The organism is Luedemannella flava (assembly GCF_039528515.1).
GTDB lineage: Bacteria > Actinomycetota > Actinomycetes > Mycobacteriales > Micromonosporaceae > Luedemannella > Luedemannella flava.
Genome location: NZ_BAAALT010000013.1, coordinates 1 through 15,315 on the forward strand (window position 1 = coordinate 1; position 15,315 = coordinate 15,315).

General features: G+C 73.2%; 11 protein-coding genes and 1 pseudogene. 5 read left to right on the plus strand and 7 right to left on the minus strand.

All coding sequences use genetic code 11. The features are described 5' to 3' along the window. The 5 genes and pseudogenes from ABD211_RS03220 to deoC all read right to left on the minus strand — a co-directional run. Positions 1 to 1,122 (minus strand): annotated as a pseudogene (locus ABD211_RS03220) (transposase); the annotation flags it as partial. Positions 1,123 to 1,178: 56 nt separating this feature from the next. Beyond that, positions 1,179 to 2,078, minus strand: a complete 900-nt coding sequence (locus tag ABD211_RS03225; RefSeq protein WP_344126014.1) for a DNA primase — start codon at positions 2,076 to 2,078, stop codon at positions 1,179 to 1,181. Between the two features lie 186 nt (positions 2,079 to 2,264). Then, positions 2,265 to 3,131 carry an aldehyde dehydrogenase family protein gene (locus tag ABD211_RS03230; RefSeq protein ID WP_344126016.1) on the minus strand — a complete coding sequence of 289 codons (867 nt, stop codon included), beginning with the start codon at positions 3,129 to 3,131 and terminating at the stop codon, positions 2,265 to 2,267. Further along, complete coding sequence (locus tag ABD211_RS03235; protein WP_344126018.1) at positions 3,121 to 4,545, minus strand: aldehyde dehydrogenase family protein; 1,425 nt, start codon at positions 4,543 to 4,545, stop codon at positions 3,121 to 3,123. The genes ABD211_RS03230 and ABD211_RS03235 overlap by 11 nt, the downstream gene beginning before the upstream one ends. Continuing rightward, positions 4,546 to 5,493 (minus strand): deoxyribose-phosphate aldolase, encoded by a 948-nt coding sequence (deoC, locus tag ABD211_RS03240; protein WP_344126020.1) that lies wholly within the window; start codon positions 5,491 to 5,493, stop codon positions 4,546 to 4,548. Between the two features lie 214 nt (positions 5,494 to 5,707). Here deoC and upp point away from each other — a divergent pair, with 214 nt between their 5' ends. From upp to ABD211_RS03260, 4 genes are all read left to right on the plus strand, one after another. Beyond that, positions 5,708 to 6,340 (plus strand): uracil phosphoribosyltransferase, encoded by a 633-nt coding sequence (gene upp / locus ABD211_RS03245; RefSeq protein WP_344126022.1) that lies wholly within the window; start codon positions 5,708 to 5,710, stop codon positions 6,338 to 6,340. A 79-nt stretch (positions 6,341 to 6,419) separates the two neighbouring features. Next, complete coding sequence (locus ABD211_RS03250) at positions 6,420 to 6,944, plus strand: PadR family transcriptional regulator (RefSeq protein ID WP_344126024.1); 525 nt, start codon at positions 6,420 to 6,422, stop codon at positions 6,942 to 6,944. 73 nt (positions 6,945 to 7,017) lie between these two features. Continuing rightward, positions 7,018 to 7,698 carry an ABC transporter ATP-binding protein gene (locus ABD211_RS03255; protein ID WP_344126026.1) on the plus strand — a complete coding sequence of 227 codons (681 nt, stop codon included), beginning with the start codon at positions 7,018 to 7,020 and terminating at the stop codon, positions 7,696 to 7,698. Beyond that, on the plus strand, positions 7,695 to 9,974 hold the full coding sequence (locus ABD211_RS03260; protein ID WP_344126028.1) for an ABC transporter permease: 2,280 nt from the start codon (positions 7,695 to 7,697) through the stop codon (positions 9,972 to 9,974). The genes ABD211_RS03255 and ABD211_RS03260 overlap by 4 nt, the downstream gene beginning before the upstream one ends. 3 nt (positions 9,975 to 9,977) lie before the next feature. On the opposite strand, the gene ABD211_RS03265 is transcribed toward ABD211_RS03260, so the two are convergent. Both ABD211_RS03265 and ABD211_RS03270 read right to left on the minus strand, forming a co-directional pair. After that, positions 9,978 to 11,636 (minus strand): phospho-sugar mutase, encoded by a 1,659-nt coding sequence (locus ABD211_RS03265; protein WP_344126030.1) that lies wholly within the window; start codon positions 11,634 to 11,636, stop codon positions 9,978 to 9,980. A gap of 50 nt (positions 11,637 to 11,686) precedes the next feature. Then, complete coding sequence (locus ABD211_RS03270; protein ID WP_344126032.1) at positions 11,687 to 13,480, minus strand: serine/threonine-protein kinase; 1,794 nt, start codon at positions 13,478 to 13,480, stop codon at positions 11,687 to 11,689. Positions 13,481 to 13,688: 208 nt separating this feature from the next. On the opposite strand from ABD211_RS03270, the gene ABD211_RS03275 reads away from it, so the two are divergent. Next, the gene (locus ABD211_RS03275; protein WP_344126034.1) at positions 13,689 to 15,290 is read left to right on the plus strand and encodes an acyl-CoA mutase large subunit family protein; all 1,602 of its coding nucleotides are present in this window, start codon (positions 13,689 to 13,691) and stop codon (positions 15,288 to 15,290) included. Positions 15,291 to 15,315 lie beyond the last annotated feature (25 nt).

Sequence of the window (15,315 nt, forward strand, 5' to 3'; positions counted from 1 at the left end):
GGCGGGCGCCGGCGGGGCCGGGAATGGCACCGCGGGCACCGAGCCGCCGGGCACGGGGCCACCTGACATGGGCACGCCGGTGGCCGGGCTGGCCGAGACGGGCGCGCCGGTCGCCGGGCTGGCCGACATCGGCGACGCCGAGACGGGCGTGACGCCGGCACCCCGACGGCGCGGGGCCGGGACGCGCGACGCGCCCGAATCCTCCGTCGACGGCGCGACGGCCCGAGACATGGACCGCACCACGGGCGTCGGCGTGCCGGTCGCGCCGAGCCGGTCGACGAGCGTGCCGACGAGCACGGCGGCGGACCGGTCGAAGGCGCGCACGGCCGTGACGCACTGCCGGACGCTCTCCGCGACGACGGGGGCCCACTGCTTGTTCTGGGCGCCGCGCCGCGGGCTGGACTCGGCCACGGCCACGCGCAGGGCGGTGACCGCCGCCGCGACGATGCTCGGGTCGGTGGCCTCGGACTCGGCGATCTCGCTGATCACCGCGGCGTCGCGGTTGCGGGCCTGCGACGAGTTGCCCAGCAGGCTGGGCTCGGGGAGCCGGCCGAGCACGGCGAGGGGGATCTGCTCGGCGGGGTCGGGGAAGGCCCGCAGCGCCGCCGGGTGCAGCTCGCGGAGCACCTCGCGCAGCGCCACCGCGGCGTTGTGCCGGCCGCCGATGACGGCGTTGTGCGCGGCCAGGATGGGCTTGAGCACGTCGAGGTCGTGGTTGGGGCGGTGCGCGCCGATGGAGACCGCGCCGGCCTGCAGGGCGCGGGCCAGGCCGACGGCCCGGCGCTCGGCGGCGGGCGACTCCATCTCCTCGGGGGAGGAGTCGTCGGCGAACCGCTCGGCGAAGTCGTCCACGGAGGACTCGTCGTCGGCGATGCAGAGCCACCGGTTGGCGGCGGAGAGAAGTTGGGAGACGAGGTGGGTGGCGCGGTCGGCGGCCACGGCGACGGGGGCGCCGCCGTGGGACCGTTCAGCTAGAAGCGCGGCAAGTTGGGCATATCCGACGGGGTCGTCGCTGATATCGCGGACCTCCAGCAGTCGGCCCGCGTCGTCGACGACGGCGGCGGTCAGCCATGAGGCCACCTCCGCCGCGGCAAGTCCGCAGTACACGCGCACCAGCGCCACGGCATCGTCCTCCTCCCCCAGCGAATGTGCTAAAGACCGATATTGCCTGGTAGCGGTCAGTCGCGCCAGTCCACAGCGGCAGAGATCTTGCCAATGATCGTCCGCCAGCCGAGGGCTGCCTGTTGCTCGCCGTGTTTGCGCAGTCGACGCCGTGCGAAGAACGCCTTGGGGCCGCCCTCGGCGGCCGCCCGCATCGACTCGTCGAGGTCGTCGAGCGGCGAACCGGCGGCGAGCGCGTTGACGATCGGCTCGATGCGCAGCGCGAAGCCGAGGTCGCGGGCGGCCTCGCCGGCCTTGATGATCAGGGCGTGGTCCCACACGTCGTGGCCGCCGCGCAGGTTCTCCACCACGAGGTCCAGCTCGTAGCGGTCCTCCTCGGCGGGCTCGACGTCGTCGACCGTGATGCGCTCGACGAGGTCGGACCACGTGTCGAGCTGGGTGAGGTCGTGCTCGGCGCCCGAGCGGACGAAGTCGACGAGCCCTTCGGGGCTCTTGAAGAGGTAGACCTTGCCGCGCCGGCCCAGGAAGAGCGGGACCTCCTCGGCCTCCGCCTCCGCCTCCGCCTCCTCGGTCTCGTCCTCTTCTTCCTCGTCCTCGTCCTCGGAGTCGTCGTCCGCCTCGGCGCGCTCGTCCTCGTCGTCGCGGTCCTTGCCGCCGGCGGCGAGCGCCTGCTTGGTCAGCTCGTCCTCGTCGATGGGCTCGAGTTCGTCCTCATCCTCGGCGGGGCGGCGGCGGGACGCGAAAACCTCGGCGGACGCGGCGTCGAAGTCGTCCCCGGCGTTGGACTCATGGTCCGCCTCCGTGGCCGTCACCTCGGTGTTCAGCCGGTATGCCCGCAGCGTGTAGCCCACGCCGCTGGGCAGTGCGATCTCCACCGGATCGATCTCGACATCGCTCCACAGCGTCGCGGTCGGCGTCTGCTCCGCCGATTCGTCGGCGTGGTCAGACCGGGCCACGGCGACCTCCGTCAGTCAGTGGGTGGCTCATACGGCAGTCGGACACGAAACGCGTGTCGTGTCGACGACTCTGCGCACACCCTAGTCGCCCTCCGCCAGACCGCGCAGGCCGCCCCGCCCGGATCGACCGCCGACTAGACGGTCCGGCGGGTTCGGTCCTCGCCACTACGGCTGCGGCCTCATCCGCTAGATGCCCTTCGGATGCCAGACCGTCTTGGGCTCCAGGTAGCCGAGCATGCGGTCCAGGGCTGGCTCCGCGGCCCAGTCGTCGGCGGCCGGTCGGCGGACCCGCTTCAGGTTCGCCGCAGCGGCCACCTCCAGGTCCCGGGCGAGCGCGTGGTCGTCGACGCCGGTGAGGTCGACGGCGTTGACGTCCATGTGCCCGGCGAGCCAGGGGCCCAACTCGGCGGTCTGCCCGGTGAGCAGATTGACCACGCCGCCGGGCAGGTCGGAGGTGGCCAGGACCTCGGCGAGCGTGATGGCCGGCAGCGGCCGGGCCGGGCTGGCCAGCACGACGCAGGTGTTGCCGCCCACGATGACCGGCGCGACCACGCTGACGAGCCCGAGCAGGGAGGAGTCGGCCGGCGCGACGACGCCCACCACGCCCGTCGGCTCGGGCACGGTCAGGTTGAAGAACGGGCCGGCGACGGGGTTGGCGTTGCCGTACACCTGGGCGAGCTTGTCCGACCAACCGGCATACCACACCCAGCGGTCGATCGCGGCGTCGACGGCGGCCTCGGCGGACGACTTGTTGCCGCCCTCGCTGTCGCGCACCTCGGCGATGAACTGGGCCCGCCGACCCTCCAGCATCTCCGCGATCCGGTAGAGGATCTGACCCCGGTTGTACGCCGTGGCGCCCGACCACTTCCCGACAGCGGCCCGGGCCGCCTTCACGGCGTCGCGCACGTCCTTGCGGGACGCCAGCGCCGCGTTCGCGAGGAACGCCCCGCCCGCGGACCGCACCTCGTAGGAGCGACCCGATTCGCTGCGCGGGAACGCGCCCCCGATATAGAGCTTGTACGTCTTCTTCACGGCCAGCCGGTCAGTGGGCAAGGTAGGCCTCCAGCCCGTGGCGGCCGCCCTCGCGACCGTACCCGGATTCCTTGTACCCGCCGAACGGCGAGGTCGGGTCGAACTTGTTGAACGTGTTGGCCCAGACCACCCCGGCGCGCAGTTGGTCCGCGATGCGCAGGATGCGGGAGCCCTTCTCGGTCCACACGCCGGCCGACAGCCCGTACGGAGTGTTGTTCGCCTTTTCCACGGCCTCGGCGGGCGTGCGGAAGGTGAGCACCGACAGCACCGGCCCGAAGATCTCCTCCCGGGCGATGCGGTGCGCCTGGGTGACCCCGGTGAAGATGGTGGGCGCGAACCAGAACCCGCGCTCGGGCAGCGCGCACGGCGGCGACCAGCGCTGCGCGCCCTCCTCGTCGCCGGCGGCGGACAGCTCCCGGATCCGGTCGAGCTGGGCGGCGGAGTTGATGGCGCCGACGTCGGTGTTCTTGTCCAGCGGGTCGCCGACGCGCAACTGCGCCATCCGGCGCTTCAGCGACGCGAGCAGCTCCTCGGCCACCGACTCCTGCACGAGCAGCCGCGACCCGGCGCAGCAGACGTGGCCCTGGTTGAAGAAGATGCCGTTCACGATGCCCTCGACGGCCTGGTCGATCGGGGCGTCGTCGAAGACGATGTTGGCGGCCTTGCCGCCGAGCTCGAGCGTGACCCGCTTGCGGGTGCCGGCCACGGACTGCGCGATGGCCCGGCCGACCTCGGTGGAGCCGGTGAACGCCACCTTGTCCACGTCGGGGTGCTCGACGAGCAGCCGGCCCGTCTCGCCGCCGCCCGTGATGATGTTGACGACGCCGGGCGGCAGGTCGGCCTGCTGGCAGATCTCCGCGAACGCGAGCGCGGTCAGCGGCGTGGTCTCGGCCGGCTTCAGCACGACCGTGTTGCCGCAGGCCAGCGCGGGCGCGATCTTCCAGGCGAGCATGAGCAGCGGGAAGTTCCACGGGATGACCTGCCCGGCCACCCCGATCGGGCGCGGCTCCGGCCCGAACCCGGCGTGCCGGAGCTTGTCGGCCCAGCCCGCGTAGTAGAAGAAGTGCGCCGCGACGAGCGGCAGGTCGACGTCGCGCGACTCGCGGATCGGCTTGCCGTTGTCGATCGACTCGAGGACCGCGAGCTCGCGCGCGCGTTCCTGCACGATCCGCGCGATGCGGTAGAGGTATTTCGCGCGCTCGGCGCCGCGCATCGGACCCCACACATTCGAGTACGCCTTACGTGCGGCGGCCACGGCCGCGTTCACCTCGGCCTCGCCCGCCTCGGTCACCTCGGCGAGGACCTCCTCGGTGGCGGGGTTCACCGTCTTGCGACCGCCCGTGCCGTCGGTGAACTTCCCGTCGATGAACAGCCCGTACGACGACTTGATGTCCACAATGGCCCTGGACTCGGGCGCGGGAGCGTATTCGAACATTTAGTCCACCGTGAAGTAGTCGGGGCCCTCGTAACGTCCGGTGGCCAGCTTGGTGCGCTGCATGAGCAGGTCGTTGAGGAGCGTGGACGCGCCGAAGCGGAACCAGTCGGGGTCCAGCCAGTCGTCGCCGACCGTCTCGTTGACCATCACCAGGTACTTGATGGCGTCCTTGCTGGTGCGGATGCCGCCGGCGGGCTTCACGCCGACCTGCCGGCCGGTCTGCGCGCGGAAGTCGCGCACGGCCTCCAGCATCACGAGCGTCACGGGCGGGGTGGCGGCCGGCGTCACCTTGCCGGTCGAGGTCTTGATGAAGTCGCCGCCGGCCAGCATGCCCAGCCACGAGGCGCGCCGCACGTTGTCGTAGGTGGCGAGCTCGCCCGTCTCCAGGATGACCTTGAGGTGGGCGTCCCCGCACGCCTCCTTGACGGCCGCGATCTCCTCGAACACCTCCAGGTAGCGGCCCGCGAGGAAGGCGCCCCGGTTGATCACCATGTCGATCTCGTCGGCGCCGGCCGAGACGGCGGCCCGGGTGTCGGCCAGGCGGATGTCCAGCGGCGCCTGCCCGGACGGGAACGAGGTCGCCACGCTGGCCAGGTGCACCCCGGAGCCGCGCAGCGCCTCGGCCGCGGTGGGCACGAGCGCCGGGTAGACGCAGATGGCGGCCACGGCCGGGCAGCTCGGGTCGGCCGGGTCGGGGCGGCGGGCCTTGGCGCACAGCGCCTGGACCTTGCCCGGGGTGTCGGCGCCCTCGAGGGTGGTCAGGTCGACCATGCGGATCGCCAGGTCGATCGCCCACGCCTTGGCCGTGGTCTTGATCGACCGCGTGCCCAGCATGGCGGCCCGGGCCTCGGCACCGACCTGATCGACGCCGGGCAGCCCGTGCAGGAAGGCCCGCAGGGCCGCGTCGGAGCGGGCCACGTCGCCCAGCGCGGAAACGGTCGCGGTCATACGGCCGATCCTACGCCGCCCAACCCCCGTCGATCTTGGCCCTTATCCTCCTGCGCAGACCCCTCGGCGGGGCCGGGATGGATCTCGGGGGCGATATCGGCCTTGGGGCGGTAACGCCCCCAAGATCCGATGTGGGCGGTGGGTGGGCGGCGAGATTGGCGAGCCGGAGCACCGTGAGCGCGGGTCGCGTGGGTGGGCCGGTAGGTTGCTCTACGTGGACGTACTCGTTGTGGATCATCCTCTCGCCCGGACGCGGCTCACCGCGATGCGCGACGCCCGCACCGACTCGGCCGCGTTCCGCGCGGCGCTGCACGAGCTCACCACCATGCTGGTCTACGAGGCGACGCGCGGTGCCTCCGTCGAGGAGTACCCGATCGAGACGCCGGTGGAGCCCACCACCGGCTACCGGGTGGCCAATCCGCCGCTGCTCGTGCCCGTGCTGCGGGCCGGCCTCGGCATGTCCGACGCCGCGCTGGCGCTGCTGCCGGAGTCCTCGATGGGCTTCGTCGGCCTGGCGCGCGACGAGGAGACGTTCGAGCCGCGGGCCTACCTGGAGTCGCTGCCGGCCGATCTCTCGGGCCTGCCCGTGGTCGTGCTGGACCCGATGCTCGCCACCGGCGGCTCGCTGGAGCACTGCGTGCGACTGCTCGTCGACCGGGGCTGCACGGACGTCACGGTGATCTGCGTGCTCGCCGCTCCCGAGGGCCTCGACCGGCTGCGCGACTCGGGCCTGCCGATGCGCGTGGTGACGGCGTCGATCGACGCGCGGCTCAACGACAAGGCGTTCATCGTGCCGGGCCTCGGCGACGCGGGCGACCGGCAGTTCGGCGGCATGCCCCGGTTCTGACCAGCGCGGATCTGACCTCGCTGGATTGTTCGCGACTGTGTATACATGATGTGTATACCGACGCTGTATAGTCCTCCGCATGTCACTCGGACACACCTTTCTCGGCCTCCTGGAGGCGAGCCCGCGCCACGGCTACGACCTCAAGCGGGCGTACGACGACCTGTTCGGGCGGAGCCGCCCGCTGCCGTTCGGCCAGGTCTACGCCACGCTCTCCCGGCTACTCAAGAATGGCCTCGTCGAGGTCGACGCCGTCGAGCCGGGCGCCGGCCCGGAACGCAAGCGGTACGCGATCACCGACGCCGGCGTCACCGACGTCCAGGCCTGGCTCGCCCAGCCCGAGGCCCCGGAGCCGTACCTGCAGAGCACCCTCTACACCAAGGTCGTGCTCGCCCTGCTCGCCGACCGACCCGCCGCCGACGTGCTCGACATCCAGCGCGCCGAGCACCTCCGGCTCATGCGCGAGCTGACCCGCCGCAAGGGCGCCGGCGACCTCGCCGACCAGCTCATCTGCGACCACGCGCTGTTCCACCTTGAGGCCGACCTCCGCTGGCTGGAGCTCACCGCCGCCCGCCTCGACCAACTCGCGAAGGAGGTCCGCCGATGAGCGAGCGTCAGCGAGCGGATCATCAGCTCAGTTCCCACTCATGCCGGCGCCGGAGCGCAGCGGAGGTGGCGGCATGAGTGCGGTGATCGAGGCGGACGGTGTGCACAAGGCGTTCGGGCCGACCACCGCGCTCGCCGGGGCGAGCATCGCCGTCGCGGCCGGCGAGGTGGTGGCCATCATGGGGCCGTCCGGCTCCGGCAAGTCGACGCTGCTGCACTGCCTCGCCGGCATCGTCCGCCCCGACAAGGGCGTCGTGAAGTTCGACGGACGCGACATCGGTGCCCTGTCCGAGCGGCAGCGCAGCGCCCTGCGCCGGACCCGGTTCGGGTTCGTGTTCCAGTTCGGGCAGCTCGTCCCCGAGCTGACCTGCCTGGAGAACGTCACCCTGCCGCTGCGCCTGGAGCGCGTCGGCGGTCGGGAGGCCCGCCGCCGGGCCGCGGAGTGGCTCGACCGGCTGGAGGTCGCCGACGTGGCCGGCAAGCGACCCGGCGAGGTGTCCGGCGGGCAGGGCCAGCGCGTCGCCGTCGCCCGCGCGCTCGTCACCGGAGCCCGGGTCGTCTTCGCCGACGAGCCGACCGGCGCCCTGGACTCGCTCAACGGCGAGCGGGTGATGCGCCTGCTCACCACGGCCGCCCGGGAGACCGGCGCCGCCGTCATCCTGGTGACGCACGAGGCCCGCGTCGCCGCGTACGCCGACCGTGAGGTCATCGTCCGCGACGGCTTCACGCGCGACCTGGCGGAGATCCCGGCGTGAACGAGTTGATCATCGGGGCGCGGATGGCGCTCACGGGCGGGCGCGAGGGATGGATCCGGACCGCGCTCACCGCCCTCGGCGTCGGCGTCGGCGTGGCCATGCTGCTGCTCGCCGCCTCGCTGCCGGTCGCGCTGCAGGCGCGCGGCGACCGGGGCCAGGCGCGCGCGGACCTCATCGGGAGCGTCATCGAGAAGCCGGCCGCCAACACGCTGCTGAGCTTCACGGTCGACACCGCGTTCCGGGGCACGGCCGTGCGTGGCCGCCTGGTCGAGGCCGAGGGCCCGCAGGCGCCGGTTCCGCCCGGGCTCACGCGGCTGCCCCGCCGGGGCGAGGTCGCCGTGTCGCCGGCCCTGCGCGACCTGTTGGCCACCCCGGACGGGCAGCGGCTGTTCGCGCCCAGGCTCGGCGGTGACACGGTCACCGCGACCATCGGCGACGACGGGCTGCTGGGCCCGGGGGAGCTGGTGTTCATCCGGGGCGCCGACCTCGACCCGGGCTCGTCCACGCGGCTGGACCACTACGGCGACACCGGGCCCGACGCGCCGCAGAGCCCGCTGCTGACCTTCCTTGTGATCGTCATCTTCGTCGTACTCCTGCTGCCCCTCGGGGTTTTCCTGAGCGCGGCGGTGCGCTTCGGCGGCGAGGGTCGCGACCGGCGCCTGGCCGCGCTGCGGCTGCTCGGCGCCGACCCGCGGATGACGCGGTTGGTCGCGGCCGGCGAGGCCGCGGTGGGCGCGCTGTTCGGGCTCCTGGTGGGCGCGGGGCTGTTCCTGCTCGGCCGGCAGCTCGTCCCGCTGGTGACGCTGTGGGACATCAGCGTGTTCGCCGCCGACATCCGGCCCGCGCCCGGGCTGGTGGCGGTCATCGCCGTGACGGTCCCGGCCGTCGCGGTCGTGGTGAGTCTGGTGGCGCTGCGGGGCGTGCTCATCGAGCCGCTGGGCGTCACCCGCCGGGTGGGCGGGCCGCGCCGGCGGATGTGGTGGCGGGTGCTCCTGCCCGCCGTCGGCTTGGCCCTGCTGTGGCCGCTCGTGGGCGGCGTCCGCGAGGGCATCGACGACCGGATGATCTACCAGATCGCGGCCGGCGCGACGCTGCTGCTGCTCGGCACCGTCACGCTGCTGCCGTGGCTGGCCGACCTCCTCGTGCGCCGCCTGCGCGGCGGGGCGGTGGCCTGGCAGCTCGCCGTGCGCCGGCTCCAGCTCGACAGCGCCGCGTCGGCGCGCCTCGTCAACGGCATCGCGGTGGCCGTCGCCGGCACGATCGGCCTGCACACGCTGTTCGCCGCGGTCGAGCGGGAGGTCACGGTGCAGACGGGCCAGGACCTCACCCGCGCGCACGCCGAGGTGATCGTTTTCGCGCCGAACGCGGGCGCGCCGGCGGTCGCCCGGGCGTTGCTCGCCGCGCCGGCTGTCACGGGCGCGACCGCCACCAGCTACGTGACCGGCGTGTCCATGAAGGACAACGGCGCCACCGTCGCGGGCATCCGCGTCGGGGACTGCGCCGCCCTGGCGGAGATCGCCACGCTGGGCGACTGCGCCGACGGCGACGTGTTCGTCGCGACCAGCGACGAGGCGGGCCAGGTGGAACTGTCGATCCCGCCGGGCACCCGGTTGGCGGTCGGCGACGGCATCGCCTGGACCATGCCCGCGGGCGCGCGCCAGGTCCCGGCCCGCACCGACCCCCTCGGCGGCGAGTCGGGTGGGCTGCTCGTGACCCCGTCGGCGTTCCCGGAGCTGTCGCGCCTGCGCAACGGTTACGTGATGGCCTACGTGACGCTGGACCGGACCGTGCCGGACACGCCCGACCTGCTGCGCGTCACGGCGGCCGGGTTCGGTCCCGCGTCCAGTGTGGCGATGCTGAAGCAGACCGAGCAGGCCCGGCGGTTCGTCAGCATCCGCCGGGCGCTCTACGCCGGCGTCGTGGTCACCCTGCTGCTCATCGCCGGCAGCATGCTGGTCGGCATCGTCGAGCAGTTGCGCGAACGGCGACGGCTGCTCGCCATGCTGGTCGCGGTCGGCACCCGGCGGGCCACGCTGGGCTGGTCGGTGCTCTGGCAGGCGATCGTGCCGGTGACCATCGGCCTGACCCTCGCCACCGCGTTCGGCCTGGCCCTGGGGGCGGTGCTGCTGCGCATGCTGAACGTCGAGTTCTCGATCGACTGGACGGTGGTGGGCCTGACCACGGGGCTGGCCGCGGCCGTCGTCCTGCTGATCACCGCGGCGAGCCTGCCGGTGCTCTGGCGCCTCACCCGGCCGGGAGGGCTGCGCACCGAATAGGGGTCACAGGCCCAGCGCGGTCTCGACCTCGGTGCGCAGGGCCGAGAGCTGGGCGGCGGTGCGCTCGCGCGCCGCGGCGACATCGCCGTCCAGCACCGGCTCGACGACCTCCAGGTACGCCTTCAGCTTGGGTTCGGTGCCCGACGGGCGCACGACGACGCGGGCGGACTCGGCGCGCACGATGACGACGTCCGCCCCCGGCAGCAGATCCTCCAGCGTGGTCACCGGCTCGTCGAGCAACGTGTCCGGGGGGCGGGCCCGGAAGCGGGCCATCGCGTCGTCGATCTCGCGCAGGTCGTCGACGCGGACGGAGAGCTGGTCGGTGGCGTACACGCCGTACTCCGTGGCGAGCTCGTCCAGGCGGTCGGTGAGCGTGCGCAGTTCGGTCTTGAGGCCGGCGGCCAGCTCGCCGATCAGCAGGGCGGCGGTGATGCCGTCCTTGTCGCGCACGTGCTCGGGGGCCACGCAGTAGCCCAGCGCCTCCTCGTACCCGTAGACGAGGTCCTCGCCCGCCCGGGTGACCCACTTGAAGCCGGTGAGCGTCTCCGCGTACGGCAGGTCGCGGCGGGCGCACAGCTCGCGCAGCAGCGACGAGGAGACGATCGTCGTGGCGTACCGGCCGCGGACGCCGCGGCGCATCAGGTGGTCGGCCAGCAGGACGCCGACCTCGTCGCCGCGCAGCATGCGCCATGTGTCGCCGTCGGCCACCGCCACCGCGCACCGGTCGGCGTCGGGGTCGTTCGCGATGGCGATGTCGGCGCCGGCCCGGCGGGCGAGGTTCAGCACCAGGTCCATCGCCCCCGGCTCCTCCGGGTTCGGGAAGGTCACCGTGGGAAAGTCGGGATCGGGGTTGGCCTGCTGCGGCACCACGAGCGGCGTGCTGAAGCCCGCCTTGGCGAACGCGGCGCCGACCAGGCCCGCGCCCACGCCGTGCAGGGCCGTGTACGCGATGGTGAGGCGCTCCCGCTCGGCCCGGTCGACGGTCAGCTCGTCGAGGACGGCCACGGCACCGGCCAGGTACGCCTCGACGATGTCCTCGCCGAGCACGGTGCCGGCGGGACCCAGCGGGACCGTCGACAGGGGCCCCACGCCCCGGATGGCCGCCTCGATCTCGGCGTCGGCGGGCGGCACGATCTGGGCGCCGTCGCCGCCCGGCCCGCCCAGGCCGTGGCCGAGATAGACCTTGTACCCGTTGTCCTGGGGCGGGTTGTGGCTGGCCGTGACCATCACCCCCGCGCACGCGTCGAGGTGCCGCACGGCGAAGGCCAGCACGGGCGTCGGCAGGGTGTGCGGCATCAGCAGGGCCTGCCGCCCGGCGCCCGTGGCGACGCGCGCCGTCTCGGCCGCGAACTCGCGGGAGCCGTGCCGCGCGTCGTACCCGATGATGAGCGGACCCTGCGCCCCGCGGACGGCGAGCCAGGTGACCAGGCCGGCGGCGGCGGCCCGGACCACGGCGAGGTTCATGCCGTTGGGGCCCGCGCGCAGCGGCCCGCGCAGGCCGGCCGTGCCGAAGGTGAGGGTGCCGGTGAACCGGTCGGCAAGCTCGTCGGCCGTGGCCGGCAGGCGGTCCAGCAGCGCGCTCAGCTCTGCCCGGGTCGCGGGGTCGGGGTCCTCGGCAAGCCACTGCTCGGCCTGCTTGCGCAGCGCCTCGACCTCGGTCACGCCTGCCCCCTAACCAGCTCCACCCGTTGCGTTGATACTACGGGCGGCGCTCAGGAGGTGAGCGTGAACGACCGCACCATCTCGCTGTAGAAGATCTTACTTTCCTCGAAGGCCCCGTCCGGGACGCTGAGGTAGAACGAGGTGGCCTGGCCGCCCTGGACGATCGCGCGCCAGATGCCGTGCCGCATCTCCTCGCCCTCGCCGCAGGTGTACTCCAGCTCGGCCGACGCGACGCCGCCGAGGTCGCCGGCGTCGGTGAGGCTCACCCGCTGGTACGCGGCCTTGCAGCTGGCCGACGACTGGGGCAGCCGCCGTTCGGCCGCGCGCAGGAACGCGGCGGCGGACCCGGAGGCGTTCTCCTGGTTGATGCGGACCTTGCGGGGCCCGCCCGCCTCGTCGGGCGCGATGAAGTCCACCCACGTGCCGCCGCCGGTGGACTTCTTCCAGCTCTTCGGGACGTTGACCGCGAGGCCCTTGTCGGCGTCCCTGTAGAGCTGGACCTCGGGGTACAGCGGCTGGGCGGCCGGCGGCGCCGACGGGTCGCCCCCGGTCGGGCCGGCCTTCTGTGACTTGTCGCCGTCGCCGCCGAACCAGCCGGCGAGCGCGCCGATGCCGACGATGACGAGCAGCAGCGCGAGGCCGCCGACGATGACGGTGCGGGCGAAGCCCGGGCTGCCGGGACGCAGGGCCCTGGCGCGGTCGCCGAGGTCGGCCACCAGCCCGCCGCCCATGCCGTTGGACCGGGCGTGCCGGTGGCTGGGCGTGTGCCCGGCGGGAGCGCCGTAGGTCGAGGGTCGCGCGGGGGGCGGTGGGGCGACCTCCGGGGCCTCCGGCTGCTGGAGGCTCGCCAGGTGGTCGGTGAGCGATGCGCCCGGGGCGAGCATCGCCCGGCCGCCGACCTGGCCGGACGGCGGCGGCGGGTTGACGGCCGGCGGCGGCGTGACGGGCGGCCGCACCACCGCGTACGGGTCGGTGTCGGGGTGCTGCACGGGCGACCGGCCGAGCGGCCCGCCCAGCAGCTCGCGCAGCATGTCGCGGGCCTGGTCGACGGTCCACCGCCGGGCCGGGTCCTTCTCCAGCAGGCCGGTGAGCACCGGGGCGAGCGGGCCGGCCAGCCGCATGGGCCGGGGCGCCTCCTCGACGACGGCCCGCATGGTCTCGAACGGGTCGGTCTTGTCGAACGGCGGGCTGCCCTCGACGGCGGTGTAGAGCGTCACGCCGAGGGAGAACAGGTCGCTGGGCGGGCCGAAGCGGCCGCCGACGGCCCGCTCGGGGGAGATGAAGTGGGGCGACCCGAGCACCATGCCGGGCGTGGTCAGGTTGCTCTCCTGCGGCAGCCGGGCCACGCCGAAGTCGGTGAGCACGCAGCGGCCGTCGGTGCAGATCAGCACGTTGGCGGGTTTCACGTCGCGGTGCAGGACGCCGACCGCGTGGGCGACCTCCAGGGCGCCCAGCATGGCGATGCCGATCTTCGCGACGGCACGACCGGCCAGCGGGCCGTCTTCGATGATCATGTCGGCGAGGCTGCGCGACTCCAGCAGCTCCATGACGATCCACGGCCGGCCGCCGTCGGTCACGACGTCGTAGACCTGCACGATCGACGGGTGCGACAGGGCGGCGCAGGCCCGCGCCTCGCGCATCGTGCGCTCGCACAGCGCGGCGCGCTCGTCCGGCGGCATCTGCGGCGGGAGGAGCACCTCCTTGACCGCGACCTCGCGGCGCAGCACCCCGTCCGTGGCGCGCCAGACCGTGCCCATGCCGCCATGACCCAGCGGGGTGCGCAGGGTGTAGCGACCACCGACCACGACGCCCGGAACTGCCCGGTCGGTCGGACGACCGGGCATGGGCTGCTCGTGGAATGTGGGGATATGGGTCGTCAACGCGGTGGAGCCGTCCTGCGAGGGGCCATTGGGGTCAGGTCACTCTCGGGTCGGGTGCCGGGTCATGGAATAGCCAACTGAACTATCTTGCGCGACGTCGCGCCCTGAGGAAAGTCAGACCTCCGACCGAGGTGCGGCGTGGCCGTCCGGTGGGGGCCATACGATCGCGGTTATGAGCGATCGGACTGCGCGTACTCCACCCAGGACCAGCGAGTCCGGCTTGCCCGTCAAATCCGTGTATGTTGAAAGTGATCTTCCGCACGACCTCGCCGGACGGCTCGGGGAGCCCGGCTCGTTCCCGTTCACCCGGGGCGTCTATCCCACGATGTACACGACCCGTCCGTGGACCATGCGCCAGTACGCCGGGTTCGGCACGGCCGCGGAGTCGAACGCGCGCTACCACCAGTTGCTCGCGGCCGGCACGCACGGCCTGTCGGTGGCGTTCGACCTGCCGACCCAGATGGGCTTCGACTCGGACGCCGCGATCGCGCACGGCGAGGTCGGCAAGGTCGGCGTCGCGATCGACTCGATCGAGGACATGCGCCGGCTCTTCCACGGCATCCCGCTGGACCAGGTCAGCACCAGCATGACCATCAACGCGCCGGCGGCCGTGCTGCTGCTGCTCTACCAGCTCGTCGCGGAGGAGCAGGGCGTCGCGGCCGACCGGCTCAACGGGACGATCCAGAACGACATCCTCAAGGAGTACATCGCCCGGGGCACGTACATCTTCCCGCCGAAGCCCTCGCTGCGGCTCGTGGCCGACACGTTCGCCTACTGCCGCGCGGAGATCCCGCGGTGGAACACCATCTCCATCTCCGGCTACCACATGGCCGAGGCCGGCGCGACGCCCGCGCAGGAGATCGCGTTCACGCTGGCCAACGGTGCCGCGTACGTGCGCGCCGCGATCGACGCGGGCCTCGCGGTCGACGACTTCGCCCCGCGCCTGTCGTTCTTCTTCGTCGCCCGCACCACCCTGCTGGAGGAGGTGGCGAAGTTCCGCGCCGCCCGCCGGCTCTGGGCGCGGATGATGCGCGACGAGTTCGGCGCGAAGGACCCGAGGTCGATGATGCTGCGGTTCCACACCCAGACGGCCGGCGTCCAGCTCACCGCCCAGCAGCCCGAGGTGAACCTGATCCGGGTGGCGGTGCAGGCGCTCGGCGCGGTGCTCGGCGGCACCCAGTCGCTGCACACCAACGCCTACGACGAGGCGATCGCGCTGCCCACGCAGAAGTCCGCCCGGCTGGCCCTGTGCACCCAGCAGGTGATCGCCCACGAGACCGACCTGACGGCCACGGTGGACCCGTTCGCCGGGTCGTACGCCGTCGAGGCCATGACCGACGAGGTCGAGGCGGCCGCGGCGGAGCTGATGGTCCGCGTGGCCGATTTCGGCGGCGCGGTGGCGGCCATCGAGGCGGGCTTCCAGAAGCGCGAGATCGAGACGTCGGCCTACCGGGTCGCCCAGGAGATCGACGCCGGCGCCCGCGTCGTCGTCGGCGTGAACCGCTACGCCCTCGACGAGGAGGAGCCCTACGAGCCCTTGCGGGTCGACCCGGCGATCGAGGCGGCGCAGGCCGCGCGCCTGGCGGAGCTGCGGAGTTCGCGGGACGCGGCCGCCGTCGAGCGCGCGCTGTCCGCGCTCCGCTCCGCGGCGGCGGGTACGGACAATGTGCTCCCGCCCATGCGCGAGGCGCTGCGGCTGCGGGCGACGGTGGGCGAGGTGTGCGACGCCCTGCGCGCCGAATGGGGAATCTACCGACCGGCCGAGACTTTCTGAGCGCATTCACCTGATCGAGCGTTAA